At 30.7% G+C, this 25,597-nt stretch carries 30 protein-coding genes and 1 tRNA gene; 5 read left to right on the forward strand and 26 right to left on the reverse strand.

The annotated features are described in order from the left end of the window. Positions 1 to 26 precede the first annotated feature (26 nt). From OZJ21_RS07545 to OZJ21_RS07565, 5 genes are all read right to left on the reverse strand, one after another. Positions 27 to 1,841 (reverse strand): DUF2207 domain-containing protein, encoded by a 1,815-nt coding sequence (locus OZJ21_RS07545; protein ID WP_268857635.1) that lies wholly within the window; start codon positions 1,839 to 1,841, stop codon positions 27 to 29. 103 nt (positions 1,842 to 1,944) lie between these two features. Further along, positions 1,945 to 2,244, reverse strand: coding sequence for a nucleoside triphosphate pyrophosphohydrolase family protein (locus tag OZJ21_RS07550; RefSeq protein ID WP_003699862.1), 300 nt, complete (start codon positions 2,242 to 2,244; stop codon positions 1,945 to 1,947). 17 nt (positions 2,245 to 2,261) lie between these two features. After that, complete coding sequence (gene yihA, locus OZJ21_RS07555; protein ID WP_003708045.1) at positions 2,262 to 2,852, reverse strand: ribosome biogenesis GTP-binding protein YihA/YsxC; 591 nt, start codon at positions 2,850 to 2,852, stop codon at positions 2,262 to 2,264. An 82-nt stretch (positions 2,853 to 2,934) separates the two neighbouring features. Further along, positions 2,935 to 3,159 carry a YneF family protein gene (locus OZJ21_RS07560; RefSeq protein ID WP_003699860.1) on the reverse strand — a complete coding sequence of 75 codons (225 nt, stop codon included), beginning with the start codon at positions 3,157 to 3,159 and terminating at the stop codon, positions 2,935 to 2,937. Positions 3,160 to 3,285: 126 nt separating this feature from the next. Beyond that, positions 3,286 to 3,540 (reverse strand): DUF896 domain-containing protein, encoded by a 255-nt coding sequence (locus tag OZJ21_RS07565; RefSeq protein ID WP_003704077.1) that lies wholly within the window; start codon positions 3,538 to 3,540, stop codon positions 3,286 to 3,288. A gap of 146 nt (positions 3,541 to 3,686) precedes the next feature. Here OZJ21_RS07565 and lexA point away from each other — a divergent pair, with 146 nt between their 5' ends. Beyond that, the gene (lexA, locus tag OZJ21_RS07570; RefSeq protein WP_003699857.1) at positions 3,687 to 4,307 is read left to right on the forward strand and encodes a transcriptional repressor LexA; all 621 of its coding nucleotides are present in this window, start codon (positions 3,687 to 3,689) and stop codon (positions 4,305 to 4,307) included. A gap of 63 nt (positions 4,308 to 4,370) precedes the next feature. Here lexA and recN read toward each other — a convergent pair whose 3' ends face one another. From recN to OZJ21_RS07640, 14 genes are all read right to left on the reverse strand, one after another. After that, positions 4,371 to 6,038 (reverse strand): DNA repair protein RecN, encoded by a 1,668-nt coding sequence (recN, locus tag OZJ21_RS07575; protein ID WP_081530304.1) that lies wholly within the window; start codon positions 6,036 to 6,038, stop codon positions 4,371 to 4,373. A 4-nt stretch (positions 6,039 to 6,042) separates the two neighbouring features. Beyond that, positions 6,043 to 6,501: an arginine repressor gene (locus tag OZJ21_RS07580; protein WP_003699854.1), complete on the reverse strand. Its 459-nt coding sequence runs from the start codon at positions 6,499 to 6,501 to the stop codon at positions 6,043 to 6,045. 24 nt (positions 6,502 to 6,525) lie between these two features. Continuing rightward, the gene (locus OZJ21_RS07585) at positions 6,526 to 7,353 is read right to left on the reverse strand and encodes a TlyA family rRNA (cytidine-2'-O)-methyltransferase (RefSeq protein WP_003704070.1); all 828 of its coding nucleotides are present in this window, start codon (positions 7,351 to 7,353) and stop codon (positions 6,526 to 6,528) included. 2 nt (positions 7,354 to 7,355) lie between these two features. Continuing rightward, positions 7,356 to 8,249: a polyprenyl synthetase family protein gene (locus tag OZJ21_RS07590; protein WP_003708049.1), complete on the reverse strand. Its 894-nt coding sequence runs from the start codon at positions 8,247 to 8,249 to the stop codon at positions 7,356 to 7,358. After that, positions 8,239 to 8,466 (reverse strand): exodeoxyribonuclease VII small subunit, encoded by a 228-nt coding sequence (locus OZJ21_RS07595; RefSeq protein WP_003699848.1) that lies wholly within the window; start codon positions 8,464 to 8,466, stop codon positions 8,239 to 8,241. The genes OZJ21_RS07590 and OZJ21_RS07595 overlap by 11 nt, the downstream gene beginning before the upstream one ends. Next, complete coding sequence (gene xseA / locus OZJ21_RS07600) at positions 8,466 to 9,806, reverse strand: exodeoxyribonuclease VII large subunit (protein WP_003708051.1); 1,341 nt, start codon at positions 9,804 to 9,806, stop codon at positions 8,466 to 8,468. Before xseA ends, OZJ21_RS07595 begins: the two co-directional genes overlap by 1 nt. Continuing rightward, entirely contained in the window at positions 9,799 to 10,656 is an 858-nt protein-coding gene (gene folD, locus OZJ21_RS07605) for a bifunctional methylenetetrahydrofolate dehydrogenase/methenyltetrahydrofolate cyclohydrolase FolD (protein WP_003705927.1), read from the reverse strand. The genes xseA and folD overlap by 8 nt, the downstream gene beginning before the upstream one ends. A gap of 144 nt (positions 10,657 to 10,800) precedes the next feature. Then, positions 10,801 to 11,196 carry a transcription antitermination factor NusB gene (gene nusB / locus OZJ21_RS07610; protein ID WP_003704084.1) on the reverse strand — a complete coding sequence of 132 codons (396 nt, stop codon included), beginning with the start codon at positions 11,194 to 11,196 and terminating at the stop codon, positions 10,801 to 10,803. Then, a complete protein-coding gene (locus OZJ21_RS07615; protein WP_003699841.1) occupies positions 11,196 to 11,618 on the reverse strand; it encodes an Asp23/Gls24 family envelope stress response protein in 423 nt (140 codons plus the stop codon). The genes nusB and OZJ21_RS07615 overlap by 1 nt, the downstream gene beginning before the upstream one ends. Before the next feature lie 16 nt (positions 11,619 to 11,634). Then, on the reverse strand, positions 11,635 to 12,192 hold the full coding sequence (gene efp / locus OZJ21_RS07620) for an elongation factor P (protein WP_003699839.1): 558 nt from the start codon (positions 12,190 to 12,192) through the stop codon (positions 11,635 to 11,637). 133 nt (positions 12,193 to 12,325) lie between these two features. Further along, a complete protein-coding gene (locus OZJ21_RS07625) occupies positions 12,326 to 12,778 on the reverse strand; it encodes a hypothetical protein (protein ID WP_003708058.1) in 453 nt (150 codons plus the stop codon). Positions 12,779 to 12,808: 30 nt separating this feature from the next. Then, a complete protein-coding gene (locus tag OZJ21_RS07630; RefSeq protein WP_003704088.1) occupies positions 12,809 to 13,804 on the reverse strand; it encodes a hypothetical protein in 996 nt (331 codons plus the stop codon). A gap of 1 nt (position 13,805) precedes the next feature. After that, positions 13,806 to 14,687, reverse strand: a complete 882-nt coding sequence (locus OZJ21_RS07635) for a hypothetical protein (protein ID WP_003699835.1) — start codon at positions 14,685 to 14,687, stop codon at positions 13,806 to 13,808. A gap of 110 nt (positions 14,688 to 14,797) precedes the next feature. Next, positions 14,798 to 15,961, reverse strand: a complete 1,164-nt coding sequence (locus OZJ21_RS07640; RefSeq protein WP_003705924.1) for a hydroxymethylglutaryl-CoA synthase — start codon at positions 15,959 to 15,961, stop codon at positions 14,798 to 14,800. A 112-nt stretch (positions 15,962 to 16,073) separates the two neighbouring features. Between OZJ21_RS07640 and OZJ21_RS07645 the strand changes: the two genes are divergently transcribed. Continuing rightward, on the forward strand, positions 16,074 to 16,346 hold the full coding sequence (locus OZJ21_RS07645) for an acylphosphatase (protein WP_003705923.1): 273 nt from the start codon (positions 16,074 to 16,076) through the stop codon (positions 16,344 to 16,346). Between the two features lie 107 nt (positions 16,347 to 16,453). After that, positions 16,454 to 17,377 (forward strand): membrane protein insertase YidC, encoded by a 924-nt coding sequence (gene yidC / locus OZJ21_RS07650; protein ID WP_003709861.1) that lies wholly within the window; start codon positions 16,454 to 16,456, stop codon positions 17,375 to 17,377. Between the two features lie 200 nt (positions 17,378 to 17,577). On the opposite strand, the gene OZJ21_RS07655 is transcribed toward yidC, so the two are convergent. Next, positions 17,578 to 19,068 carry a HAMP domain-containing sensor histidine kinase gene (locus tag OZJ21_RS07655; RefSeq protein WP_003708063.1) on the reverse strand — a complete coding sequence of 497 codons (1,491 nt, stop codon included), beginning with the start codon at positions 19,066 to 19,068 and terminating at the stop codon, positions 17,578 to 17,580. 19 nt (positions 19,069 to 19,087) lie between these two features. Beyond that, positions 19,088 to 19,774: a response regulator transcription factor gene (locus OZJ21_RS07660; protein ID WP_003699827.1), complete on the reverse strand. Its 687-nt coding sequence runs from the start codon at positions 19,772 to 19,774 to the stop codon at positions 19,088 to 19,090. Between the two features lie 232 nt (positions 19,775 to 20,006). Between OZJ21_RS07660 and OZJ21_RS07665 the strand changes: the two genes are divergently transcribed. Next, positions 20,007 to 20,080 (forward strand) — tRNA-Arg (locus OZJ21_RS07665). A 79-nt stretch (positions 20,081 to 20,159) separates the two neighbouring features. On the opposite strand, the gene OZJ21_RS07670 is transcribed toward OZJ21_RS07665, so the two are convergent. The 4 genes from OZJ21_RS07670 to purE all read right to left on the reverse strand — a co-directional run bounded on the left by OZJ21_RS07670 (position 20,160) and on the right by purE (position 24,160). Further along, complete coding sequence (locus OZJ21_RS07670; RefSeq protein ID WP_003705917.1) at positions 20,160 to 21,137, reverse strand: choloylglycine hydrolase family protein; 978 nt, start codon at positions 21,135 to 21,137, stop codon at positions 20,160 to 20,162. 113 nt (positions 21,138 to 21,250) lie between these two features. Continuing rightward, positions 21,251 to 22,546: an adenylosuccinate lyase gene (gene purB / locus OZJ21_RS07675; RefSeq protein ID WP_003708065.1), complete on the reverse strand. Its 1,296-nt coding sequence runs from the start codon at positions 22,544 to 22,546 to the stop codon at positions 21,251 to 21,253. 11 nt (positions 22,547 to 22,557) lie between these two features. Further along, positions 22,558 to 23,670 carry a 5-(carboxyamino)imidazole ribonucleotide synthase gene (purK, locus tag OZJ21_RS07680; protein ID WP_003705912.1) on the reverse strand — a complete coding sequence of 371 codons (1,113 nt, stop codon included), beginning with the start codon at positions 23,668 to 23,670 and terminating at the stop codon, positions 22,558 to 22,560. A 1-nt stretch (position 23,671) separates the two neighbouring features. Then, a complete protein-coding gene (gene purE / locus OZJ21_RS07685) occupies positions 23,672 to 24,160 on the reverse strand; it encodes a 5-(carboxyamino)imidazole ribonucleotide mutase (protein WP_081533920.1) in 489 nt (162 codons plus the stop codon). A 204-nt stretch (positions 24,161 to 24,364) separates the two neighbouring features. On the opposite strand from purE, the gene OZJ21_RS07690 reads away from it, so the two are divergent. After that, positions 24,365 to 25,087, forward strand: a complete 723-nt coding sequence (locus tag OZJ21_RS07690; protein ID WP_268857636.1) for a deoxynucleoside kinase — start codon at positions 24,365 to 24,367, stop codon at positions 25,085 to 25,087. A 63-nt stretch (positions 25,088 to 25,150) separates the two neighbouring features. On the opposite strand, the gene OZJ21_RS07695 is transcribed toward OZJ21_RS07690, so the two are convergent. Next, positions 25,151 to 25,471: a hypothetical protein gene (locus OZJ21_RS07695; RefSeq protein ID WP_003699818.1), complete on the reverse strand. Its 321-nt coding sequence runs from the start codon at positions 25,469 to 25,471 to the stop codon at positions 25,151 to 25,153. Positions 25,472 to 25,597 lie beyond the last annotated feature (126 nt).

The following is a 25,597-nucleotide window of genomic DNA, read 5'->3' on the forward strand; positions in this document are numbered from 1 at the left end:
TTCCCACATTTACCAGTATTTATAGTTTATTTTTTTATATTCAACGTTTCACTATTTAAATCTAATCTAATAAAAATTTCACCTATTTTTTCAGCAAAATCTCCTATATATAGTATAGAATCTTTCATAAAGATATTTGATTCACTATATAACTGATATAGTTTTCGATTTGTTCTTTCTCCCATATTTAAAGCTATTGCATATGGTAATAATTTTTCCCAAAAATTTTCATCACCAACATCATTCAATTCTAGCTTTTCTATATTGCGTAAACTTCGATATAAAATCTTTAATCTTCTCAGTTCTATAAATATTTCAGGTTCATATTTATAAACATTAATAAATATATATATCAAACTTATATCATTAACAATAAGGATTGTAGCTATAATTATCCCTAACCACTTAGATACAATAAAAAATAAAATTACTCCTGCTAGATTGAATAGTGTCCAGAATATTAACCATTTTTTAGTAAAATAACCTTTTAAATTACGTTTATGTTCCAGTTTAAATAGATTATCCACTTCTTCTTTAATTTTCCCTTGCCATTGCTTATAAGTTTCAGTAACTTCTGAAATCTTCATAAGATTGACAGTTTCTTCTATTTCAGATAACTTAATTTTATTGTCAGAAGTAAGATTACTAAATAATAATGTATTCAATCCATTATTTTCTATAAATTGTTCATCTTTAACTTGCAATTCGTAGTCATATATAGTCTGATAATTTTCAGTTCTTAGTGGATTTAATACTAGATCACCCTTATTTATTAAGTCTACTATATATGCTGCATAAACATTTCTGTTTGGCTTTCGTTTAGGAAATAAAATCGATCTAACATATTTAACTGATATATTAGGAATATCAAATGAATATTTTGTAAACTTAAGATAATTTGATAAAACTAAATTTCTAGATAACACTTTCCAACTGAATATTCCCATAATTGTCATAACAATTAATAATATTGTTATAGAAATATACTTTCCAGTATATTTTAGTCTACTATCCCTCTTTACTTTATCACTATTTTTATATTCATATCTTGCAATACTACTTTCTGTTGGTATAGGGGTTTTAAACATATTGTTAGTATTATAAGCAAATAGATCTTTAGAACATATTAGTCTTAAATGTAAACTCTTATTTTCGGGAAGCCTATTCAACTTAAAATTCACTTTTCCATTTTTCTTACTAGTCGTTATTTTACCATCGGTTGTTCCTCTCACCCACGCTCGTAAAATTTGTGGATTTTTTTCAGGTAAATCAAATGTTATATCAATATTGCTAAACTTATGTCCCCAATTACTCAGTATATTCCAATTTAATTCTGAAATATTACTATTACCATAATTTATAATCGCATTTGGTACATTATATGTTAGTTTGTATGTAACTCTCTCATTTTCAACTGGTTGATATATTCTTACTTTTACTTTAGTATTTGTTTCTGCTAAATCAGAAGTGACAAAATATTTACCAGCATTCATCTTGGCCTCTTTAGATATATCTGCATTAGTCCCTTTTTTTAATAAGACTTGCTTGTTATTTTTAATTTCATACACTTCCACATTATTAATCGTATCCACATCTTTTGGTAATGCTTGTGGAATAACTAATAAGTCATACTTACCATGAATATTATATTGTACACGTGTCGATACTCCTATAGAGCCATCATTTTTTAATTGAATATTAGAATTATAATCTTCAATATCGTAGTGTCTTTTGTTAATATTTTTAATAACTAAAATTATACTCAATACTAATATTACTAATAAGCAATATTTCCAATTCTTTTTGAAAAGACTTATAACTTTTTTTTTCAAATTCGACACCCCTATCATAAGAATTATGACAAAGTTTCAACCTGTTGTCTACTTTAAAAAAATATTTCTTAATAAAAAAGTCATTATGTTTCATAAACACAATGACTTTTGATTAATTTGCTGGATTAAATCCATTAGGGTAACGTTTATTTAACGTTTCGATGTTTTCTTGCGCTACTTCATCAAAGGGTATATCTGCCCATTCTGCAATTTGTGATAAATACCAAAGTACATCCCCAAGTTCATGTACTAATTTTTCTTTATCTAAATCTTTTCCTTTAAAAGTATACGCCTTAACTAAATCAACAACTTGTCCTGTTTCCCCAGCTAATCCTAATGCACAATTTGTAAGAACTTGCTCATTTCCATATAATGTTCGATTAGCCGCTTCTTGATATTCATTAAATTCCATAATATTCCTCACAATTATTAATTAACTTTGGTAATATCTTCAATCCAATCCCAAACTTCATCTTTACCTGTTTTATCAACAGCAGAGAATAAAATTAGTCTATCATTTTTTGTCAATTGTAGTTTTTTTCTAATTTGACTTTCACTTTTATTTCTTTTGCTTTTAGGAATTTTATCTATTTTCGTTCCTACAACTAATACAGGTATATTGTAATAATGCAAAAATTCTATCATTTGACAATCTAATTCTGAAGGTTCATGGCGAGCATCTACTAAACTGATAGCTCCCTTTAGCTCTTGTCGAGTAGAAAAATATGTTTCTATCATTCTAGCCCATTTTTCTCTTTCTTTTTGTGAAACTTTAGCATATCCATAACCTGGTACATCAACAAAATATAATAAATCTTCAATATTGTAAAAGTTCAGAGTTTGCGTCTTTCCGGGTTGACTTGATGTACGGGCATAATTTCTTCTATTAATTAATGTGTTAATTAATGAAGACTTTCCAACATTGGAACGACCAGCAAGTGCTACTTCTGGCAATTTAGTATCTGGATATTGTTCTGGTCTTACGGCACTAATTGTTAAATTGACGTTATGTACTTGCATTAAATAATACCACCTTAATCTAAATTATAATAATAAATAAGGAAGTGACTGACTTACATCTACTCACTCCCTCAAAAACTAATTACTTCTTACCATAATTATTCTTCATTGCATTCATCATTTGATGCAATTTCTTTTCAGATGGTTTTTGTCCCATTTGAATCATCATAGTACGCATCATTTGTTCATTAATAGGTGGATTCTTCTTTAAATAGTCTTCCATGTACTTTCGAGCAGCAAAAAAACCACCAACAAAGCCTAGCACAGCAGCAATAATGACAATAAGCACCCAAATACCTGTACTCATTTATAAGTTCTCCTTCCTCTAATAAGATTAACCTATCTAATAATTTAAAAAATTAATCTTACTTTTTAACGCTTATTATATTATATCATTTGTAATATTACCTATCAACGCTTACACTAAGATAAATTAATCATCTCTTAGACCACGTTCTCTTTGAATCTTTTTTACCTTTTCAGGTGTTACTTCTTTACCATTTTTATCATATACTTGTAGCATTTCAATATGGCTTCTAAAATTTTCTCTAAATAAAGAAAGATAGGTTTCTCGTAATTCTTTTTGTTCTGCTAACTCTTCAGATGTTAGGCCTTCTTCTTTTTTCTTTTTAGAAAGTTCATTTATTCTATCTATTAACTCTTGTGGAATTCCTTTATTATCAGCCAATCGTCTCACTCCTTTGTGATTTACTCTATTTGACATATTATCAAAAAGCTTACAAAAAGACAAGTTATAAATACGAACGTTAGTTTGACGTTTTTAATAATTCTATGTTATAATCAAGTTATTATATTAATATTGGAGTGTCTAGAATGACAAAATCAGAGAAACGTCAACATGATATTCTTCGTTATATATTTTCACATGTATCTGATAGTGGCTACCCACCTACTGTTCGTGAAATTTGTAACGCTGTTGGTTTATCATCTACTTCAACCGTTCATGGACATCTTTCTAAGCTTGAAAGTAAAGGTCTCATTAAACGCGATCCTACTAAACCTCGCGCCATTGAAATTACTTTAGCAGGCTTAGAAATGTTGGATGAGTTACCTAACAAAACTCAAATTCCCATTGTAGGTACTGTTACTGCTGGTGAACCTATTTTAGCAGTTGAAGAAAATAGAGATTATTTTCCTCTACCACCTTATTTTGAATCTGCTGATGATCTTTTCATGTTATCTATTCGTGGCGAGAGTATGATAAATGCTGGTATCTTAGATGGTGATCAAGTTATTGTTCGTAAGCAATCTTCTGCAAATAATGGAGAAATAGTTATTGCTATGACTGAAGAGAATGAAGCAACTTGCAAACGTTTCTTCAAAGAAGATGGATATTACCGATTACAACCCGAAAATGATACAATGGATCCTATTATCTTAGAAAATGTAACTATTTTAGGAAAAGTTGTTGGATTATATCGTGATCTTATTTAAAAAGCTAGGATGTATTGTTTTTATACCAATATATGGTGTTACACAATACCAAATCCTAGCTTTTTATTTTGACATTTTAATTAATTCTTCTGCATGTTTCAATGTTAATTCTGTAATTTCAGATCCAGATAACATTCTTGCTATCTCTCTAATTTTTTGTTTTTCATCTAATTCTTTTAATGAAGTTTCTGTTCTACCATCGTTGACAGATTTTGAAATATAGTAATGATTGTCTGCAATTGCTGCAACTTGCGGTAAGTGAGTAATGCATAAAACTTGTGAATTATTTGAAATTTGGCTTATTTTTTCAGCAATCGCTTGAGCTACACGACCGCTAACACCAGTATCAACTTCATCAAAGATAATACTTGTGACACCCATCTTTTGAGAAAAAATTGTTTTTAAAGCTAACATTATTCGTGAAAGTTCACCACCTGAAGCTATCTTAGCTAATGGGCCCATTTCTTCACCTGGATTAGTTTGAATATAAAATTCAACTTTATCGATACCTTTAGAATATAATTTAGAATTATTTAAAAATTTAACTTCAAATACAGCTTTGTCCATATATAATGCACTTAATTGTTCATGGATCATTTTTTCTAATTTTTTAGCGCTTTTCTTCCGCTGTTTCGAAAGTTTTATTGCCAATTCTTTTACTTTCTCTAATGCCTCAGATAATTGTCTTTCTTGCTTTTCTGAATTTTGTTCCGCATTTTCCATTTCTCTTAATTCTTTTTCAATTCTACTATGATAATGCAAAATATCCTCTATTGTATCACCATATTTTCTCTTCAATTGGTGGATCAACTCTAATCTTTCCTCTATTTCATTTAACCTTTCTCCATTCCACTCCATTGAATCAAGTTCATCTGAAATATCACGAGCGGCATCTTCTAGACTATAAAAAGCATCTGAAATTTTAGTATTGATTTCTTGAAGATTTTCTGATAAATCTGAAACATCGCTTAACTCATTCATTGCATTTCCTAAATTTCCAACTACATCTATTTTTTCACCAGATAAAATTTGATAACTCAATTCTAAAGCATCATGTATTGCTTGAAAATTATCCAATTTATTTTTTTCTTCGACTAGTTCATCTTCTTCATTAATTTTTAAACCAGCTTCTTCAATTTCTTTGACTTGGAAATTTAGCATATCTAGTCTTTGGGCCCAGGCCTTCTCATCAGCTTCTTTTTTTTCCATTGATAATTTTAGCTTACGATAATTTTGATACACAACTTGATATTGATTTCTTAACTGGGATGTTTTTTTATCATATTCATCTAACAAATCTATATGATTTTCTGGCTTCATCAATTCTTGATGCTCATTCTGCCCATGAATATCAATTAATGTTTCTCCTACCTTTCGTAAAGTTGCCAAATTTACCATCATTCCATTGATGCGACAAATATTTCTTCCGCCTCGATATAAATCTCTTTGCAAGATTATTTGTCCATCTTCAGAATCTATTCCGTATTCTTCCAAAATGTTGTAAGTATTAGCTTCTCTAGGTAATGTAAATAACCCCTGAATAACAGCTTTTTTCTCACCCTTACGAATAAATTCAGTAGAACCTCTGCCTCCTGCTAATAAGCCCAGAGCATCAATAATAATTGATTTACCAGCACCTGTCTCACCCGTCAATACTGTCATCTTAGGTTGAAATGATATTTGTATTTCATCTATAATGGCGAAATCCTTTATTGATAATTCTTGTAACATATAATCACCCTATATTTATCAGATTTAACAACTTATTCTCCATTTTTATTGCATCTTCTTCTGAGTAAGCAAATATCATGACTGTAGCATCATCTCCTAAAGTCGCAAAAACTTCCGGATATTTTGCTTGTTCAATCAGATTAGCAACTGCAGGTCCACTACCAGGTAAAACTTTAAATACACATAGTTCTCTATTTTGTGCTGAAGAAACATATGATTCACTTAATGTATCACTCAATTTCTTTTCTACATTAATTTCTTTTAGCGTAGGCATACTATACCTATAACTACCAGTTTGTGTTGGCAATTTAACTAGTTGCATTTCTTTTACATCGCGAGAAATAGTTGCTTGCGTTACATTTATTCCACGAGCATTTAACTTTTCTACAATATCTTCTTGCTTATATATAACATTTTCTTGGAGGATTTCCTTGATAAGTTTCTGTCTGACTTGCTTTCTCATTCAGTTCATCCCTCTCTCATATAATTATGCTTTCTTTTTAATATCTAATGTAGCATGAGCTTGTTTCACAATTAACTCAGGATTTACACTAGGCGAAATATTTCCAACACTTTCCTTAGATACCAGATGAACTAAAAATTCAATATTTCCTTCCCCACCAGTGATAGGTGAAAAATCTAATTCAACAACATCGTAATTTTCTTCAGCTGCAAAACTTATGATTTTATTTAGTACTTCTAGATGAACCTTTGGATCTCTTACAATTCCATGTTTTCCAACTTTTTCTTTTCCAGCTTCAAATTGGGGCTTAATTAAAGCTATTACATCACCATTATTTTGAATAATCTCATGTAAAGTTGGTAATATTAACTGTAAAGAAATAAAAGAAACATCTATTGTAGCTAAATCTGGTTGTCCTTTAGTAAAATCTTCTAATTTACTGTATCTGAAATTTGTATTCTCCATAACAACAACTCTGTCATCTTGACGCAACTTCCAAGCTAATTGATTAGTTCCTACATCTAAAGCATAGCTTAATTTGGCCCCTTTTTGTAGAGCTACATCTGTAAATCCTCCAGTAGACGATCCTATGTCTAACATAGTTTTATTTTTTGCATCAACTTTAAATACCTTAAGTGCTTTTTCGAGTTTTAAACCGCCTCTACTTACATAAGGCATTTTTGTCCCCTTAAAATGTAACTCAGTATCTACAGAAATTTTCATTCCGGGTTTATCTAATCTTTCTTCGTTCTCTCCTAAAATTTCGCCAGCCATTACAGCCCTTTTAGCTTGTTCTCTTGTAGAAAATAATCCCTGTTTAACTAATAGTACATCTACACGTTCTTTTTTCATAATTACTTCCTTACTTTAAAATAATCTAACAATTGCTCAAATAGGTCTATTGCAATATCATTATTCGCCATTTCTTTTAATAAATTCTCAGTATTATTTAAAACTTCAACTAAAGCTTCCTTGGTCCCCTGTACTCCTAAAAGAATTGGATAAGTATTTTTATTTTCTATCTCATCTTTATGAACATTTTTGCCTAAAGATTTGGCATCACCAATTACATCTAATAAGTCATCATAAATTTGAAATGCTAAGCCAAAATTCTCACCATATTTTCTTAGTAACTCTAATTGATTATCAGAAGCATCACTCAAAATCCCTCCGGCAACACAAGCATATCTTAACAATGCACCTGTCTTACCTGCATGAAGATGTTTCAATTCTTCCAAATTATATTTTTTACTTTCCCCTAAAATATCATCAGTTTGACCACTTACCATCCCCTGTGGTCCAGCAGCCAAAGCTAATTGTGAGATTAATTTTATTTTTTTATCGTTATCAATATCAGTAAGAGATAGCCATTCAAATGAAGTCGTTAACAAACCATCCCCTGCTAAAACTGCTATTGCTTGCCCAAATTTTTTATGGTTAGTTGGCTTTCCTCTTCTTAATTCATCATTATCCATTTCTGGTAAATCATCATGAATTAATGAGTAGGTATGCAGAAGTTCCAAACTACCTGCCACTTGATAATCACTTTTTGAAATTTTCTTACCTAAAGAATACGCTGAAATTAACACCAATAAAGGTCTTATTCTTTTTCCACCAGCATCAACTGAATATCTCATAGATTCTTTCAAAATTTGATTACTATTCAAAGAATTTAAATAAAGATCCATCTCATTCTCTAATTTTGGGAGTGAGATTTTTTCAAATTCAGTTAAATTACTAATCCTCATTTTCTTTTTCAAATAATTGTTCATCTCCATTATCATCTATTACTTTAGTCAATGTTTCTTCTGCTTGTAGAAGTGTATTTTGTAATTTTTTACTCAAATCCATCCCTTGTTTAAATTTTTCAATTGCTTCTTCTAATGGAATGTCTCCCTGCTCAAGTCTTTTTACTATTTCTTCAAGGTTCTTCATATCTTGTTCAAAAGTTACTTTTTCTGCCATTATTCTTTTTCCTCTCTAATTTTTGTTATTCTAGCTTCAGCACTACCATTTTCAAAATAAAGTGTTACATCATCATTTGGCTGTAATGATTTAACATTTTTTACTGTTTTACCATCTTTTAAAATATAACTATATCCTCTATTCATAACTTTCAATGGACTTAACATATCTAAAGATGACATTAATTTTTCTAATTTATAGCTTTTATCATTAAAAACACCTAACATCCCTAGATGCATTTTTTCTAATAACTGTTGTAAATTATTTTTTTCATCTTTAATTCTAATGCTTGGATTATTATGTTGTAAATTACTTTCTAATAACTGTAATTGTTTTTCATTTTGATAAACTAAATTTTTAAAAGCTTGATTTTTTCTATTAATCAATGAATCTAAATTTTGCGCATACCCTGTATATAGTCTATCTGGTTGTTGCAAAATATATGAACTGCACACCTTATCTAAAATTTGTTGATAACTGGATACTTTATTTTTTAGAACTTGTATTATTCTTAAACGATACTGCTTAATCTTCACTATTTCTTCGCTCAATACAGGTGTTGCTAATTCGGCAGCTGCTGTAGGTGTAGCAGCTCTAACATCTGCTACTAAATCTGCAATTGTTGTATCAGTTTCATGACCTACAGAAGATATAACTGGGATCTTGCTATCACTAATTGCTCTAGCGACCTTTTCTTCATTAAAAGGCCATAAATCCTCTATTGATCCTCCACCTCTACCAATAATTATTGTATCAAAATTTCCATCTTCGTTTACTTGTTTTAGTCTTCCAACTAAAGAATCAGCAGCATCATCCCCTTGAACAACTGCTGGGAATAAAACTAATTGTGCAATTGGATAGCGTCTACGTGTTGTAGTAATAATATCCCTAATAACTGCACCAGATGGGCTGGTAATAACAGCAATTCTTTTGGGATATTTAACCAAAGGCTTCTTTAATTCTTCATTAAACAATCCTTCTATTCGTAATTTTTTTACTAATTGTTCATATGCTTGATATAATGCTCCTACTCCATCAGGTTGCATTGTATCAATAATTATTTGATATCTTCCGGATTTTTCATATAAATCAACTCTCCCAGAGACCAGAACTTTCATTCCTTCCTCTGGTTCAAACTTTATTTTTGAAAAGGCACTTTGGAACATCATTACACTTATCACAGCATTATCATCTTTTAAACTAAAGTACTGATGTGTAGCTCTACGTCTAAAATTAGATATTTCACCTGTTAAATATACCCTTCTTAAATAAGGATCACGAGTAAATTTAGTATGCAAATATTTTGTCAGAGCACTTACCGTTAAATATTCTTTACTCACCAGCAACACTTCTTTCTGCTAATTCTACTGTTTGTTTCATCAACATTGCAATTGTCATTGGCCCTACACCACCAGGAACTGGGGTTATATAGCTGGCTACTTTGCTCACACTTTCCATATTAACATCGCCAACTAATTTTCCATCATTATTTCTGTTCATACCCACGTCTATCACAACAGCTCCTTTCTTTACATAATTTTCATCTATAAACTCACCTTTACCAATAGCAACAATCAAAATATCAGCTTGCTTTGTCACTTCAGCTAAATTCTTAGTCTTACTATGTGCTATTGTCACAGTAGCATCACTATTTACCAGCAATGCAGCCATTGGTCTACCTACAATATTACTTCTGCCGACAATTACAACTCTTTTTCCTGAAACAGGAATATCATATTCCTTGAAAAATTCCATAATTCCTCTTGGAGTACAAGGTAATGGTCCAGGTATATTCATAAATAGTTTTCCGATATTTAAAGGATGAAATCCATCTACATCTTTTTCGGGTATAATTCTATGGGTTACTTTATTTTCATTTATATGTTTTGGTAACGGCAATTGCACTAAAATACCATGAACAGTTCTGTCACTATTTAATTCATCAATTAACCTAATTAATTCATCTTCTTCAACATTTTCAGGCAATCTAATATCTACAGCCTCTATACCTAACGCATGTGCAGTCCTTCTTTTATTTCTTACGTAAACTTGACTAGCAGGATCTTCACCTACTAAGATTACTACTAATTTTGGAGTTATCCCTTCTTGTTTTAATAAGCTAACTTTTTTAGATACGTCAGTTCTTATTTTTTTAGATAACATTCGCCCATCTAATATTGTTGCTACCATAAAAATTCTCCCTTTAAACATTAATTCATAAAATAAATTTTACCATAAATGATCTATCTAATGCGCACGTTCTCAAAATAATTAAAAAAACTAATTATATAATCAAAAATACAGCTATATCAGTGATATAACTGTATTTCATTTTTATATTAAGTTTTGTAAAATAGCATTTACAAATTTATATGACTTATCATCACTGAATTCCTTTGCCAATTCAACAGCTTCATTAACAGCAATCTTACTAGCAACATCACTATACTTAATTTCAAATATAGCTATTCTCAAGATAATCAAATCAGTTTTATTAAGTCGACCAATATTCCAATTTTTTCTCAAATATTTAGTAATTTCCATATCAATTTCACTTTGATGGTCTAGAACACCATCTACAAGTTCGTTTAAATATGATAAATCAGAATCATTGTTATCTTCATCTAGTAATTCTCGATAAATGTCTTCACTATTTGCATCTGGATTACTTCCTAATGCAAACAAAGTTTGAAATGCTATTTTTCTAATATCGTGTCTACTCAAGCTCATTATTCGTCACCATTTTCTTCAAATAGGTTGTTAGGATCAACTGTAGGTTCTTCTTTTTCTGGAACCATACCTTGAATATGAACATTAACTGCCGCTAATTCTATCCCAGTCATAAACAATACTTGTTGTCGTACTTTTTCTTGAATTTCATTAGCTACTTTAGGAACAGAGACACCGTAATTAAGGAAAGTATATACATCAACAGCTAAATCTGTATCTGTATTACTTAGTTTTACACCTTTACCACGATTTTGACGACCAAGAAGTGCAGAAATATTATTAGCCAATGATCCTCTCATTGAATAAACTCCATCAACCTTAGCAGCTGCAATTCCAATAATAATTTCCAAAACTTCAGGTGCCATCTCTATTCTACCTAAATCATTTGTTTCTTCGTTTTTTAAGACGATATTATCTGCCATTAAAAACACCTCTTAACTAAGCACGTGAAATGTAAGTACCGTCACTTGTATTAATAGTTAAAACGTCTCCTTCACTAACAAAGAAAGGAACTTGTACTACTAAGCCAGTTTCCATTGTAGCCGGTTTAGAACCACCTGAAGATGTATCACCTTTGATGCCAGGTTCTGTTTCTTTAACTTCCAAGTCAACTGTATTAGGTAATTCAACACCTAATGTTTCTGTACCAAACATGATGATACTTACTACCATGTTTTCTTTCATATATTTAAGTTCTTCTTCGATTTGTGAACCTGGTAATTCAAGCTGTTCGTAAGTATTTGTATCCATAAATACATAGTTATCACCATCAGCATATAGATATTGCATCTTTTTACGATCTATTTGTGCTTGATTTACTTTTTCACCCGCACGGAATGTTTTTTCTTGTACAGCACCTGTACGTAAATTCTTTAATTTAGAACGTACAAATGCAGATCCCTTACCTGGCTTAACATGTTGAAATTCAACAACACGCCATAGTTCACCATCTACTTCAATAGTTAAACCATTTTTAAATTCGTTAACTGAAATCATTGTTTATCCTCCTAAAATTATGTTAGCGAAATACATTAAATAAAAGACATAAGTATTCCCATCAATTAGCTACCTATAAATAGTATCAAGAATGAATACTCTTTTGCAAGCTTATTTCAAATTATTCTTAGTTTTATTGATTAAAATAATCTTCTATCTCTTCTGGACTTATCCCTAATTCTACCAAGCCAAATTTTATTAACATATGCCACGCATGTACAAATTCTGTACTTTGATGACTAAAATAGCACTTATTTATCTGTTGTTGAATAATTAAATAAACACTATTATATGATTTACTATGCCATTTAGACTTAAAATTTGACATTTGTTCTTCATTTAATAATAATAGGTAGAGCCATTTCTTTTCATTAGCAATACTTATAAAATATACCATTGTCTCACAAAAATATTCTATAAGTTCTTTTCTATTCTCATTACGAACATTTTCCATCATCTTTACCAAATAAATATTTAAACCTACATAGAGTCCAGCTACTTTTTCTTCTGGATTTAAAACTTTTGTTGGTAAAAACAACTTAATTTCTCTTCCTCTAACTTTTTTAGCTATTTCATTAATATCCATATAAATTAGACCCTCAGCAAAAATTTATAATTAGAAATATAAAGGATTAGATTGTATTTCTAAACTACTTAAATTATCTAAGTACCATGTACGAATAAAATCATATTGGAACAGTAAATCAAACCAAGATACTTTATGATCATCATCTGTAACAACTAATCCCCACTTATTTAATGTAGCACTACTATCTTCTATTGATTTATCATAAATTGTAACTTCAACACCATTATCCAGTTTCAAAATAGCTTCATTATGCAAGCCTGTTACTAACATAAAGTTTTCTCTCGCAGCTTGAATAAATAATTTATCTAGAGCCGCTTGAGGAATACCTGTATTACCAAATTGATAGAATGTACTATTGGAAGGATCCATAATGTTAAAGTCCACATCAAATCCATAATCTTTTTTGAAATATTCTCCTAAAGCCATTAAATACATCTCAAACTTCTTCACAGTTTCATAATTGTATGTCTTGCTATAATCAACAACTAATAAGTTAGTGATAGCTCTACTATTGAAATGTAAAATTCTTCTTTGGAAGTTAAGATAGAACAAAATTTCACCTGTATTTTTTTCAGTATAGTAAGCCCCACCTTCTTCTGTATTATCTATTCTAAAAGTGAAGTAGCCATTTTGATTTATCCCTGGAAATTCATGATACAATTCATCATTTCTATCGGATGACTGTAGTATAACCTGTTCGTTTTGATGTAACTGTAATAATCTATTTAAAAAGATCAAATAATAATCAGATTGACTATATTGTTGAGGAAAAACTAAATAAGCCGTATCTAGTTGAAATAGAGTCAGTTCCATTGCAGCTCTTAATAAATTTTGGGAATCCGTAGTTTCTATAAGTTCATCCAATAACTCTGTGAACTTCAATCCATTATGTAAACTATCTTTTAGTTGATTGTTATATGAAAGAAGTCTTCCTTTAGTACTTAAAGAGTGTACATCTTCCTCACTATTTTCATAGTTATTAGGGTAAAAGGTAACAGTACCATTGCTATTATTTTTTTCCATACTAATCTACTCTCCCTTTTCTTGCAATTAAATCAGCAATATAATCACGATATAGAGAATTATTATGGTCAATAAAGTTTTCAAATGTACCAAACTTTGTAATAATACTTTGCTTTTCATAGCCTAATAATGTATCTTCTTTCGATAAATTCAAAACTTTTTCTTCATTTTCACGAATCTTTTGATACGCATTATTTGCTGCTTCATCTAAATCAGTTAGTTTTGATAACTCCGACATTAACTTTTGTCTTTGTTCCTTTTGTTTAGATTGTTCCCAAAAACTTACTTTTTCCTGAGATTGTCTCTTCAATTCTTTTCTTATTTCATCTTTACGTTGATCACGACTGTCTTGTCCGTCTATTAACTCTTGTAAAGAATCTGTCTCTTCAGAAATTTTATTAATTTCATCTGTATTATATCTTTTATTCTCTACTTCTAATTCAAATGCTCGAGATAACTTTTCGTATTCTTCAGCATTAAATTTGAATTCGACATTCAATACATCTAATTCACCAAATAGGCGTCGTCCCCACCAATTTCCAAAATAAAATTGAAAACGCCCTACACCTATCTCTTCAAAATAAAAGAAAGGATACATTTCACGTAAATAAGTAATTAACTTTTTACTCAAAAAAGCACTTATTTTATCATGAACATCTAAAATTAAACTTTCATTTTCTATATCTGCTACGCTATGTTTTGCTTTTAAAATTTCTTTGGAGTAACGTTGACCGTCTATTAATTGATAAACTAATCGGTCGTCTTGCTCGTCAATAGCATCGTTTAAAACCTTTAAATATTCTATTTTGCTTATCAATGAGTTAGATAACTCTTTTGTCGCATAGTCATGGTCTGATAAATTAAATTGGTTTGAATCCGCCATTTGAACTCTCCTTAATAATCATTAATTTTTAAATAAAACTATAATCTTATTTTACCAAATATTCCTTTAGTTCTAAAGCTTGACATAATTAAGATTAGAATAAAAATTATTTAAATTCTATTTTTATATTGTCTTTGATTTTCCTTTATGCCTGTTAAAACAAATTGAGCATCATCCATATCTAAATCTAATTCACTATTATTTTCATAATGTAAGCTCCTTAAATAAATTTTTTCGTACTCTTCGACAGAAATACGTGTTCTTTTTTGTAGAAACTCATTTGTTGTATTCATTAAATATTTACGATAATCCTTTCTCAAAAGCATAGCAAAGAATTCTCCCTGTGCTCCAGAACCATAACTAAATAGACCTAATCTGTCACCAGATTTTAAATCATCATTGTTTTCTAATAATGATAATAGGCTTAAATATAAGGAACCCGTATACAAATTGCCTACTTGTCGATTGTACAAGCGTGAATCTTCAAATCTATGAGTTAATTTAGCTGATACTTTAGCATCTGCATCTTTTTGTGCTTCTCGTAATGCTTTTAATCCCATTTTAGTATATGGCAAATGAAATAAAAGAGCTTCAAAATTATCAATAGTAAATCCAGTCTTATCTTTATAATTACTATAAACATTATTAAAAAAGTCTAAATATACGTTTGATGAATATTTTCCATCAACTAAAGCCTCACTATGTCCAAGAGGTCTCCAAAAGTCCATTATATTACGTGATAGATATGTTGAACCTCCTTCGAATGACAATAATTTAGGATTAGCACTAACTAACATTGCAACTGCTCCACCACCTTGTGTTACTTCACCAGGAGTATTCAATCCGTATTTAGCAATATCTGCACCTATAATTAACGCTTTACTATCCGGATTTAACGCAACTTGTGCTTTAGCCATTTGTAACGCAGCTGTTGCACCATAACATGCTTGCTTTATTTCAAAAGTTCTAATATCATCTCTCAGGCCTAACAAATCAGCAATATAAGCAGCTGCTGATTTAGAATTATCTATCCCTGATTCTGTCCCCACAATTACCAAATCAATGTCTTCTTTATCTTCATCCGTGAGCATAGATTCTGCAGCATTCGCACCCATTGTAACTATATCTTGAGTAGGTGGGATTACTGCCATTTTACTTTGACCTATACCTATAAGATATTTATCTGGATCTTCATTTCTGGTAATTGCTAGTTCAGTCATGTCTACGTATAAATTAGAAGTAAAAAAATTAATTTTATCAATTCCTATATCCATCAATATACACTCTACTTTCAATTAGTTATCTAACTTATGTTATCACGTTTTTTAAGGTTATTAAACGTTCATGTCTTATTTTTTAGTATAATGATAAAAGGTGGTGATAAGTTTGAAAAATTATAAGATTATTGTTTTCGGTACCGTCCAAGGTGTTGGATTCCGTTATACAACTAAAGCTATCGCTGATAATATGGGTATTAAGGGAATCGTACGTAATCAAAGCGATGGAACTGTTTATATTGAAGCACAAGGAAATAGTTTATTACTATCGCAATTCATATCTTCTATAAAAGCTCCCAAAAATCCATTTGCTAAAGTTACAAAAATTGAAGTTTCAGAAATTCCTGTAAAAACATATAATGACTTTTCTGTAACTTATTAGTTGTTTAAACAAGCGTTTCACTGTATCCGCTTGTTTATTTTTATATTGAAAAAAAACGTTTAATCAAGTATAGTATTCTACAGAATAAATATGAAAGGGAATTATTAATGAATAAAAATAAAAAATACATACTATTACCTTCATTTCTCACAATCGCTCTATTATTAAGTGGTTGTGTACAAAGAACCAAGGATGGAAAACCCTATGGATTCATTTACGAAAAGTTAGCTATACCTACTCAACATTTATTGGAATGGCTATCCGGTGTTCTAGGTGGAAGCTATGGCTGGTCAATCATAGTTATTACTTTCATTGTTCGATTAATTATGATGCCTATTATGATTAATCAATCTAAAAAAGCAACCATTCAACAAGAAAAAATTGCAATGATTAGACCTCAACTTGCTAAAATTCAAGAACAGCAAAAAAATGCTAAGACTCCTGAAGAAAGAAATGCTGCTAGTCAAGCTATGATGAAACTTTACCAAGAAAATAATATTTCTATGGTTGGTGGAATTGGTTGTCTTCCATTGCTTATACAAATGCCTATCTTTGCTGCTTTATATGCGGCAATACAATATTCTCCTGAGTTATCTAAAACAACTTTTATGGGGATCAACTTAGGTCATAGAAGTTTTACTTTTGTTGTACTAACATTTGTTATTTATGCTTTACAAGGTTGGTTGTCTACATTAGGACTACCTGAAGAACAAAAAAAGCAAATGCAATCAATGATTATTGTATCTCCAGTAATGCTAACCGGAATGACATACATTTCCCCTGCTGGTTTAGGATTATATTTCTTTATTGGTGGTATTTTTGCTTGCATCCAAACTCTAATTATTAATTTCATGCGTCCTAGAATTCGTAAGGATATTAAAAAAGAGCTGAAAAATAAACCAATTAAAGAAGTTACCGTTGAATCACCTGCAAAGAAAACTGATGATGAAAAGAAAGTAACCTCAGTTTCTAACGATATGCATGAAAAAAATCGCAAGAGAAACGCTGGCAAGCAAAATCGTAAGAAATGATCAAATATAACTTTTTATATCGAGACTAGAAAAAGCCGCTAGAAATCGCGTTACTAAAAACGTTGATTCCTAGCGGCTTTTAATATAACTATTTTCTAAAATTCATCTAAAAATATGGTTTTCCCCTAGCCTCTTTTTTAACCAATTTCATTCTTAAAGCTATATAAAAAATAAGAAGTATGACTTACTTGCCATACTTCCTATTTTTTATTATCTAAGTCTACCAATGGTAAAGAAATTCTAAATAAGGAACCCTGTCCTTCGACACTCTCAACAGACATAGATCCATGATAGCCTTCAACTAACTTTCTAGCAATTGACAATCCAAGTCCATTACCACCTTTATCTCGGCTACGTGCCTTGTCAACTCGATAAAACCTATCAAAAATCTTATCTATATTTTCCTGTGAAATTCCAACCCCAAAATCTTGAACAACAAATTCAACTAACTTACTATTCTTTGAAATTGACATATGAACTTCTTTTCTATCTTGAGAATACTTTACTGCATTATCCATTAGAATAATTAACACTTGTTCCAAATGATTCCTATAAATTTTTACTGGTGTATTATTTTTTAAATCATTATCCAAAACAAACGTAAAATCTGGATGTATCATCTTAAAATTATTGAATACTTGTAATCCTACTTCTCTTGCATCGCTAACTTCATTACCAAATTGCAACTCTACTTGTTCTGCTCTCGATAAATCTAACATTTCTTGAACTAAACTTTTCATTCTTGTTATTTCCTGTAATGATGCTGAAATAGATTCTTCCAATATCTGTGGATCATCCTTGCCCCATCTACTTAATAAGTCCAAATGTCCTTGAATAATTGCTACAGGTGTCCTCAATTCATGCGATACATCTTCTACAAATTGTTGTTGTTGTTGAATGTATCTTTCCATTCTATCAAGCATATCATTAAATAAATTACTTAATTCTGATAGTTCATCATTTTGATTTAAAATCGGAACTCTAACGTTAGCTAAGGAGTCTCTTTCATCATCTGTATTTATTTTACCAATAGTTTCATTTATAAGTTCTATTGGCCTTAATAACCATGCTGAAAGTACATATCCAACTAAAGCACTAGCTAACCCAGCAGTTACACCAAAAACAATAAATATTAATATTAACTTATGTCTAGTGGCATCGTAATCTACTAATTTATTAGTGACTTGTACATATCCAATTAATTTATCACTTTTATTAGAATAAACAGGTCTTCTAACTATATATACAGTTTGTCCATTGATTTTCGTAATTTTTTGTTTATTTTTGCTAGAAAAATCTACTAATACTCCTCTAGAAGCAAATAGCAATTCTTTATTAACACTATAAACACTAATTCCTATATTTTTTCCTGAAGTTGCAGTCAAAACAGAATCAGAATATATTGCTGCTTGTTTCCTATTCTGAATATCATCATTCCAAGAAGAGCTAAGAATATCCCTTACACCAGTATCTGTAAGTGTACTATTAGATTGCGCTAACCTTAAAGTTACAGCATTCATCGCCTCTTCTGAATGTCCCTTTTCTTGTCTTATTAAAAGACTGGAAAAACTTTGAAATAAAAGTGTTGCAAAAACAGCAAAAATTATAACAACACCTAGACCCGTTCCCAACGACCATTTTAAGTTAATCGAAAAAAACTTTTTCTTTTTCTTTTCATTTGTCGTTTCCATATTATCAACACCTTAATTTTTAGGAACGCATTACATATCCAGTACCACGCACTGTTTGGATATAGCTATCTTCTCCAGGACGATCAATCTTATTACGTAAATAACGGATATAAACATCCACAACATTTGTTTCTATTTGTGTTTCATATCCCCATACTTTCTTCAAAAGTGTGTCTCTAGCTAAAACAACATTTATATTTTCCATCAACGTTAATAGTAGTTCATACTCTCTCTTAGTTAACTCTATGATTTCATCTCCACGTCTTACAACTCTATTTTCCTTTTCAATAGTTAAGTCGCGATATGTTAGTGTTGTTTGTTTATTTCCGTTTTGTTCATTTTCTAGCTCTACACGGCGCAAAACGGCTCTTAATCTTGCTAGTAATTCTTCGATAGCAAATGGTTTTACAATATAGTCATCTGCTCCATGATCTAGACCTGAAACTCTATCGATAACTGAATCTCTTGCAGTCATCATGATAATTGGTGTATTCTTCACTTGACGAACACGACGACAAACTTCCAAACCATTTAACTCAGGTAACATTAAATCTAATAAAATGGCATCCCAATCTTCGTCCAGTGCCAACTCTAAACCTTGTCGTCCATTTTTACATACTTCTGTCTCATATCCTTCATGTTGTAATTCAAGTTCAACAAAACGAGATAAATTTTTTTCGTCCTCAATTATTAAAATTCTGCTCATATACGACACTCCTATATAATAATGACAAATAAATTATATCTTAAATTCTACTCATTGCAATTTTAACATTTTACCACAAAAATGCCTATCATTAAAGTTATACTTAAAACTATTTATAGCAATCAATTCTAATATCATTAGAAAAATATTCTTCTAACAAAAAAATATTATTATTTAGAAAAAATCAATTGACATTTATAAGTATATACCATATAATAATTTTTGTTGTGATGGTCTGGTAGCTCAGCTGGATAGAGCATTCGCCTTCTAAGCGAACGGTCGTGAGTTCGAATCTCACCCGGATCATTTCATAATTATTAGATCAGGATTTTGTCCTGATCTTTTTTATTTTTAGTTGCAGATCTTGAAGTCTGCAACTTTTTTATTAACTTAACATTTGTGGATTCCATATATTCGATACATTAAATACTATCGGTTCTGTATTTTGCATTAGCTCTTCATCTAATTTAATTCCACTAACTGTAGCTCGCCCATTTGCTTGATAATAATAAGTCCTATCCTCTGATACCGTAACTGCTCTATAAACTGTATACGTCGGTCTATGTGCTTTACTCTTAGGAATTGAAACTGTATCTAATATACCAAACGCTAACGATGCGGCTTCATCGCGTGTTTTAGGCTTATCAACAAGTTCCTTTAAATAAGATGCACGAATAAATCTTTGGCTTGGAGAGTAAGATCCCGGTGGTGTCTTCTTGCCACCCAGTTTTCCAGTAGTTACATGAAATTTTCCATATTTAATCGAATTTTCTTTAAATTCATCAGTAAATTCCATATAATTTTCTAATTTTGCCAACTGACGCTCAAATTTAGGCATATTAGTTACTACCCCTAAAGGATTATCAATTATTCTCATTGGGTGCTGACTAGGTTCAACTATAATATTTCGTCCACTCTCATCTGAAAGACTAAAATGTAACTCTGATCCACCATGTTTTGTATTATTAATTACATTACTCATAAGTTCAATTTTCTCTATATTTTCTTCTACTTCAGTTACTGAAGAAAAATTTCCAAGTATATAAGTAACAAATTCATATGCTTCAAGTTGGATTTTATCATCATGCTTATCATCAACCAATTGTGCTCCATTAGAAAATGTCAATTTTTGGGCCATCAACCCACATTCATTAACTCCATCACTTAAATCAATATAATTATTATCTTGAAAACCTCCACCAACTATAGCATATTTGTTTGTATATTTTTTATTATCAAATGCTGATTTCCACTGATATCCCCTAGGAATATACATAGGTTTCACATAAAGATCATACCAATCCATTGTTCTTCCCATAACATGTGTTCCATCTTCAGAAATAACACTAACACTTGTACACATTTCATCACTTCCTTCAAATTACTTTTATCATATAATTATCTCAAAATACAAGTATTTTAAACCAAAAAAACAGAAGCATATTATAAAATACACTTCTGTTAATATATATTTTATTATTCTAATCCCACACGTTTAAAAATGTCATCTACATGACGTAAATGCCAATGATAATCAAACGCATCATCTAAATCTTCTTTGGATAAACGCTTAGAAATTTCTTCATCTTGCTCTAACAAAGGGCGGAATGGAACTTGCTTATCCCAAGATTCAGCAGTTTTTGGTTGAATTAAGTCGTATGCCTCTTCTCTACTCATTCCTGTATCGATTAATTTCAAAAGTACACGTCCACTATAAATCAATCCAAATGTTCTATCCATATTACGTTTCATATTTTCAGGGAAGACTGTTAAATTCTCAACAATCTTTCCAAAACGATGTAACATGTAATCAATCAAAATTGTAGTATCAGGTAAAATTATTCTTTCTGCTGATGAATGAGAGATATCACGTTCATGCCATAAAGAAACATTTTCAAAGGCAGTTACCATATGTCCTCGGCAAACTCTAGCTAATCCGCAGATATTTTCAGAACCAATAGGATTACGCTTATGTGGCATTGCAGAAGATCCCTTTTGACCTTTTGCAAAATATTCTTCTACTTCACGTGTTTCAGATTTTTGCAATCCTCTAATTTCAGTTGCAAATTCTTCCAAACTTGTAGCAATTAAAGCCAATGCAGATAAGTATTCAGCATGTAAATCTCTTGGTAAAACTTGACTAGAAATTTCTTGTGCTCTAATTCCTAATTTATCACATACATATTTTTCAACAAAAGGATCAATATTTGCAAATGTACCAACAGCACCACTAATTTTACCAGCTTCTACACCCTTAGCAGCATGTTCAAAACGTTCAATATCACGATTAATCTCAGAATACCATCTTGCTAATTTCAAGCCAAATGTAGTAGGTTCTGCATGAACTCCATGAGTGCGTCCCATCATAACAGTATTCTTATACTTTTTAGCTTTACGAGCAACAATTTCTTTAAATTCTTGTAAATCTTTACGTAAAATATCATTTACTTGCTTTAATTGATAACCATAGGCAGTATCAACGACATCTGTACTCGTCAATCCATAATGAACCCATTTCTTTTCATCACCTAATGTTTCAGATAAAGCACGCGTAAATGCAATAACATCATGGTGTGTTACTTCTTCTATTTCTGCAATACGATCTACATTTATCTTTGCATTTTTTTTCAATTTTTCAACATCTTCATCAGGAATATGACCAAGCTTTGCCCAAGCTTCATCCGCAGCTAACTCAACTGCTAACCAACATTCGTATTTTTTTTCATCATTCCAAATTGCTGCCATTTCTGGACGTGTATAACGTGAAATCATTTTACTCTCCTTTAATCCCATACATGAGTTGATGCAATCTCATCAAGTGTTTTATTTATATCATCTGTTAATATTGTAACATGTCCCATTTTTCTATCAACACGAATTTCACCTTTACCATAATCATGGAATTGCCATGTAGGTTTTTTTGGTATCAATTCTTGTGTTTTCTCAACATGTTGTCCTAAAACATTCACCATCACTACTGGCTTTAATAGCTCAATTTTAGGTAATGGCCAATTACATATAGCTCTATTATGAATATCAAACTGTGAAAAATTACATGCTTCTATTGAGTAATGTCCTGAATTATGTGGTCTAGGTGCCAATTCATTTATGTAAATCTCATTATCCTCACCTATAAACATTTCAATTCCTAAGATTCCACACAAATTCAAGCTTTCAGCTACTTTTACCGCTGTTTCTTTTGCTTTTTCTTGTAATTCACTCGAAATTCTAGCTGGTACAATACTTTCGTGTAATATCTGGTTACGATGGATATTTTCGCTTACTGGAAATGCAGTAATTTCACCTCTAAGATTTCTTCCTACCATGACCGAACATTCCATTTGAAAGTTTATTTTTCCTTCTAAAATACATTGTCCTAACTTTATAATTTCATCAGCTTCAACTAAATCTTTTTCTGAATTGAGAACTAATTGTCCTTTACCATCATACCCTCCTTCGCATGTTTTTAAGATTGCTGGATAACCTATTTCATTTATCTCTTTTTTTAAATCTGAAAATTTATTTATCTCAGCAAATGGGGCTACTTTTAACCCACTTTTTTGCAAAAAAGTTTTTTCTCTTATTCTATCTTTAGTAATTCTTAATAATTCCGTACCTTGAGGGATTTCTACTTTGCTACTAACATTCTCTAATGCGTTAAGATCAACATTTTCAAATTCATAGGTTAATACATCGGCCTTATCAGCTAGTTCCTCTATTGCGTCTATATCATCATAAGGTGCTACAATCTGTTCATCTGAAACTTGTCCCGCTGAGCAATCTGGATTAGGATCCAAGATTATAACTCTCATTCCAGCTTTTTTTGCAGAAAATGACAACATTTGCCCTAACTGTCCTCCACCGATAATTCCAATTGTTTTTCCTTGCATTATCATACTATCCAAGTTGCTCACCGCTCTTTTCTGCATCATCATGCTGTTTTTTTCTAAATAAAACTAATTTTTCAGCTATTTCTTCATCATTAATTCCCAAAATTTGCAACGCCAATAATGCTGCATTCTTAGCACCTGAAGCACCAATTGCTGTAGTAGCTACTGGAATTCCAGCTGGCATTTGTACAATCGACAATAATGAATCCATTCCATTTAATGCACACGATTTAACTGGGACTCCAATAACAGGTAGTATAGTGTTAGCTGCTACCATTCCCGGAAGATGTGCAGCACCACCAGCTCCAGCTATAATTACTTTTAACCCTTTATCCTTTGCGGTTTCAGAAAAGACGAACATTTCTTTTGGCATTCTATGAGCTGAAATAACTTTTTTATCATAGTTTACTCCAAAATTTTCTAAAATTTCAGCTGCCTCTTTCATAGTATTCCAATCAGAAATACTACCCATTACAATTGCTACTTCTCTTTTCAAAATTATCCCTCCTAGACAAACATAGAATAGCAAAATGCGCCTTAGATGTCAAAGTAAAATTCGAATTTTATTTTTAAATACGTGGTAAAAAGTACACTTATATCACAAAAATACGAACTTTATCACTAAATAATAATATTTTGGAATTATTGCTTCACTTAAGGTAAAATTAAATGTAAGTTTATTTTAACGGAGGAATTACTTTTGATAACTTTAGCTGGAATTATTGGTTCTGGAAAGTCTAGTTTAACAAAATTATTATCTCAAGAATTAAATACTACACCTTTCTTTGAACCAGTTACTGATAATCCTGTTTTACCACTATTTTATAAAGGAAATGAATTGGCAGCAAAAAAAAGAGCTGCTGGTGCTACCGATGTAACCAATCCTTATACTTACCTTTTACAAACTTTCTTCTTAAATCGTCGTTTCAAAATGATAAAAGAAGCTATGCGTGGGGATAATAACATATTAGATAGATCTATCTATGAAGACGCTATGTTCATGAGAATGAATACAGAATTAGGTAATGCAACCCAAATAGAGTATCAAATTTATCAAGAATTATTAAAAAATATGCTAGATGAAATTAAATTAGCAACCCCTAAAAATCATAAAGACTTGATGATTCTAATTAAAGTTTCTTATCCTACAATGATCAAGCGTATTGAAAAACGAGGACGTGAATATGAACAGGTTACAAATGATCCTTCTTTAGTAGATTACTATAAACGATTATTAGAATTCTACGACGAATGGGAACGTACTTATGATAAATCCCTATTACTAGTAATAGACGGCGATAAATACGATTTTGTAGAAAATAAATCAGATCGTCAATTTGTTCTCAATACTATTGCTGATACTCTTTTAGACATGGGAAAAATATCTAGAGATGAACATTTAAAACTACATACTGAAAATTAAAAAATCCGTTCAAGAATTTTAACAAGTTCTTGAACGGATTTTTATTTAATTATAGTTCATTTACTATTTACTACGTTTTTTATTTGATATTTCTTTACCTTTTACATATCTCTTAGAATGTTTCTTTAAATATTGTAACAACTGTGCCTCATTTCTGAATTCACGCGGATGTTGCTGTCCATGTAAACGTAAGGAAATCTTATTAATCTTAATTCTTCCAGTCCATGTATACGTATATTCGACGATAAAACGATTATTCATTGTTTTTTCATCGATTCCAAATTTTAATACATAAACTCTCTCAGGAACCATTAGTGGATTAACATGTTCTTTTTCGTAGTAAACTCCATTGGCCTTCAAAAAATTCTTTGTTTTCCTCAGCATGTCCAACCCTCCTTTGACAATTTCCTACAAAATTCTTTCACGTATAATTATACCATACATTAGCTATAAAGAATCTTAATTTTAAAATTGATCACTATATTTATACAAAATTTTATTATAACATAA

Source organism: Ligilactobacillus sp. UO.C109, from assembly GCF_026847815.1.
Taxonomy (GTDB): domain Bacteria; phylum Bacillota; class Bacilli; order Lactobacillales; family Lactobacillaceae; genus Ligilactobacillus; species Ligilactobacillus salivarius.